The organism is Inquilinus limosus MP06, from assembly GCF_000767795.1.
Lineage (GTDB): Bacteria > Pseudomonadota > Alphaproteobacteria > DSM-16000 > Inquilinaceae > Inquilinus > Inquilinus limosus_E.
This window is the reverse complement of the sequence record NZ_JANX01000622.1, coordinates 1-3,534: the sequence shown is the minus strand read 5'-3', so window position 1 is coordinate 3,534 and position 3,534 is coordinate 1. Positions and strand designations below refer to the sequence as shown.

Below are 3,534 nucleotides of genomic sequence, written 5' to 3'. Positions count from 1 at the left end.
AGCCGCCCGGCCGCGACGCCGAGATCGCCCAGCAGGTGCAGCCCTTCTACGGCGAGCACCAGGCCGGCATCGTCACCCCCTCCCCCGCCGCGGGCCTCGTCGCGTCCTTCGACGTGCTGGCGACCTCGAAGCCGGATCTGGAGCGGCTGTTCCGCACCCTGACCGAGCGCATCGCCTTCCTGATGGGCGGCGGCACCCCGCCGGAGCTGGACCCGAAATTCCCGCCGGCCGATTCCGGGGTGCTGGGCCCGGTGATCGTGCCCGACAACCTGACCGTCACCGCAGCCGTCGGCGCCTCGCTGTTCGACGAACGCTTCGGCCTGGCCGCGGTGAAGCCGCGCGAGCTGGTGGCGATGACCAGCTTCCCGAACGACGCGCTGGACCCGGAATACTGCCATGGCGACCTGCTGCTGCAGTTCTCGTCCAACACGCCGGAGGCCAATATCCATGCCCTGCGCGCAGTGCTGAAGGCGACGCCGGACCTGCTGAGCCTGCGCTGGAAGCTGGACGGCTTCCTGCCCGCCGCGACCACCGCCACCGGCCGCAAGGAGACGGCGCGCAACCTGCTGGGCTTCAAGGATGGCACCGCCAACCCGAACCCGGCGGATGCCGAGGCGATGGACCGGATCGTCTGGATCAAACCGGGCAGCGAGGAGCCGGCCTGGACCGCCGGCGGCAGCTACCAGGTGGTGCGCATCATCCGCAACTTCGTCGAGCGCTGGGACCGCACGCCGCTGCAGGAGCAGGAGACGATCATCGGCCGCGAGAAGGCATCCGGCGCCGCGCTGGGGCTGAAGGCCGAGTTCGACGTGCCGGATTACTCCGGCGACCCGGAAGGCAAGACCATGCCGCTGGACGCCCATATCCGCCTGGCCAATCCGCGCACGCACCAGACCGCGAACAGCCTGATCCTTCGCCGGCCGTTCAACTATTCGCGCGGGGTCACCAAGTCGGGCCAGCTCGACATGGGCCTCTTGTTCATCTGCTTCCAATCCAGCCTGAACGCGGGGTTCATCGCGGTGCAGGAGCGGCTGAACGGCGAACCGCTGGAGGAATACATCAAGCCGACCGGCGGCGGCTATTTCTTCGCCCTGCCCGGGGTGCCGGACAAGGACGGCTATCTGGGCCAGGGGCTGCTGCAATCCGTATCGACCTGAGGGCCGGAGGGGCCCTGATCACCGGGTGACCCGTCGTCGTCCGGTCCTACCCTAGGAGGGGATTGATTATGAAACGCATTCTGACTCTCAGCCTGAGCGCGGCCGCGCTGCTGATCGCGTCCGGCGCCATGGCCGCCCCGCCCTCGCCGCTCGAGCTGGTCGAGCCGATCGCCAAGTACAAGACCTGGGTTATCGGAGAGGTCGACCAGTTCGTCGAGCACACCCGCCAGTTCACCGCGGCGGTGAAGGCCGGCGACCTGAAGAAGGCGCAGGCGCTCTACGCCCCGAGCCGCGTCTATTACGAGCGGATCGAGCCGATCGCCGAGCTGTTCAGCGACCTGGACAGCAGCATCGATTCGCGCGCCGACGACCACGCCAAGAACGAGGCGGACCCGGAGTTCACCGGCTTCCACCGCATCGAGTACGGGCTGTTCGAGAAGAAGTCGACCGACGGCCTGGCGCCTTTCGCCGACAAGCTACTGGCCGACGTGATCGACCTGCAGGGCCGTATCAAGGACCTGACCACCCCGCCGGACAAGGTGGTGGGCGGCGCCGCGGCGCTGATCGAGGAGGTCGCGGCCACCAAGATCTCCGGCGAGGAGGACCGCTACAGCCACACCGACCTGTGGGACTTCCAGGCCAATGTCGACGGCGCCAAGAAGATCGTCGACCTGTTGCGCCCGATCCTGGAGAAGAGCGACAAGGCCCTGCTGGACAAGGTCGACGCCAACTTCAAGACGGTCGACGCCATCCTGGCCAAGTACAAGACCAAGGATGGCGGCTTCGAGACCTACGACAAGGTGACCGACGCCGACCGCAACGCCATGAAGGGCCCGATCACCGCCCTGGCCGAGGACCTGTCGCAGCTGCGCGGCACGCTGGGCCTCAGCTAAGGCTCTTCCCTCTCTGTCATTGCCGGGCTTGACCCGGCAATCCAGAAGATGCCGACGCTCTCTGGATGCCCGGGTCAAGCCCACGGCTGTCCGGTCAGGTTTTTGGAGTCGTGGATAGAGTGCCTGATCCCAACTTTTATTGTCATTGCCGGGCTTGACCCGGCAATCCAGGGGCCACCGGAAGCGGTTCTTGAAAGCCCCTGGATCCTCGGGTCAAGCCGAGGATGACAATAAATGGAATGGAATCTCAAGATCCGCACGCTTCGGTTGCGATTCTGTCTGAACTGGACACCCGTGGGTCAGCCCGGGCATGGCAGGTTTGGGGAGAGTGCTGAACCCTCCATTTTCTACAAATTCCTTAAGATTTTTCTTATCGAATTGACGTTTGTCGAACGTCAATTAAGCTGCCTGCCTGCAACCGGAACAAGCGAGCCGGCGAAGGTATTCGGAGATGGGAACCCTCCGTTCCGTCCGGCCCGAACTGAGAAGGCAGCCACCGATGACCCGCTCCCCGTTCCAACGCCTCCTGGCCGCCGCCGCGCTGGGCGCCGGCCTCTTGGCCGCCACCGCCGCCATGGCCGCCGATGCGGTCCGCGTCGGCTCGAAGGTCGACACCGAGGGCAGCCTGCTGGGCAGCATCATCCTGCAGGTGCTGAACGCCAACGGCATCCCGACCGAGAACAAGCTGCAGCTGGGCACCACCAAGATCGTGCGCAGCGCGCTGCTGGCCGGCGAGATCGACATCTATCCGGAATACACCGGCAACGGCGCCTTCTTCTTCAACATCGACACCGACCCGGCCTGGAAGAACGCGCAGGCGGGCTATGACAAGGTCAAGCAGCTCGACGCGGAGAAGAACAAGATCACCTGGCTGGCCCCCGCCCCGGCCAACAACACCTGGGCGCTGGCGGTGCGACAGGAGGTGGCGGACAGCAACAAGCTGAAGACGCTGGAGGACTTCGCCAAATGGGTGAAGGACGGCGGCGACGTCAAGCTGGCGGCCTCGGCCGAGTTCGTCGAGAGCCCGGCGGCCCTGCCCTCCTTCCAGTCGGTCTACGGCTTCAAGCTGAACCAGGACCAGATCGTCACCCTGGCCGGCGGCGACACCGCCGCCACCATCCGCGCGGCGGCGGAGCAGACCTCCGGCGTCAACACCGCCATGGTCTACGGCACCGACGGCGCCATCTCCTCGGTCGGCCTCGTGGTGCTGGACGACAGCAAGGGCGCCCAGATCGTCTATGAGCCGGCGGCGACGGTGCGCGCCGACACCCTGGCCAAGTACCCGAAGATCAAGGAGGCGCTGGACCCGGTCTTCGCCTCGCTCGACCTCAAGACCCTGCAGGAGCTGAACGGCAAGATCGCCGTCGACGGCGAGGACCCGCAGGCGGTCGCGTCCGAGTACCTGAAGGCGAAGGGGTTCGTGAAGTAGGGCGGCGGTTGGTGTCCATCGGGACCGGCCTTGCTCTTCACTCTCCCCCTCCCCT

The 3,534-nt window shown here is 66.2% G+C and carries 3 protein-coding genes; all 3 read left to right on the top strand.

Annotation, left to right across the window (positions count from 1 at the left end; translation table 11 throughout):
- Positions 1–1,157, top strand: a 1,157-nt coding sequence (efeB, locus tag P409_RS29650) for an iron uptake transporter deferrochelatase/peroxidase subunit (protein ID WP_052121561.1), incomplete at its 5' end; no start/stop codon positions are given.
- Positions 1,158–1,225: 68 nt separating this feature from the next.
- Positions 1,226–2,050 (top strand): iron uptake system protein EfeO, encoded by an 825-nt coding sequence (gene efeO, locus P409_RS29645; protein WP_034846891.1) that lies wholly within the window; start codon positions 1,226–1,228, stop codon positions 2,048–2,050.
- Between the two features lie 499 nt (positions 2,051–2,549).
- Positions 2,550–3,479 (top strand): glycine betaine ABC transporter substrate-binding protein OsmF, encoded by a 930-nt coding sequence (gene osmF / locus P409_RS29640; RefSeq protein WP_034846889.1) that lies wholly within the window; start codon positions 2,550–2,552, stop codon positions 3,477–3,479.
- The last annotated feature ends 55 nt before the right edge of the window (positions 3,480–3,534 follow it).

What these genes read in the sequence shown, in the direction of transcription:
- efeO (WP_034846891.1), top strand. Translation starts at nt 1,226, where the DNA reads ATGAAACGCATTCTGACTCTCAGCCTGAGCGCGGCCGCGCTGCTGATC.
- osmF (WP_034846889.1), top strand. Translation starts at nt 2,550, where the DNA reads ATGACCCGCTCCCCGTTCCAACGCCTCCTGGCCGCCGCCGCGCTGGGC.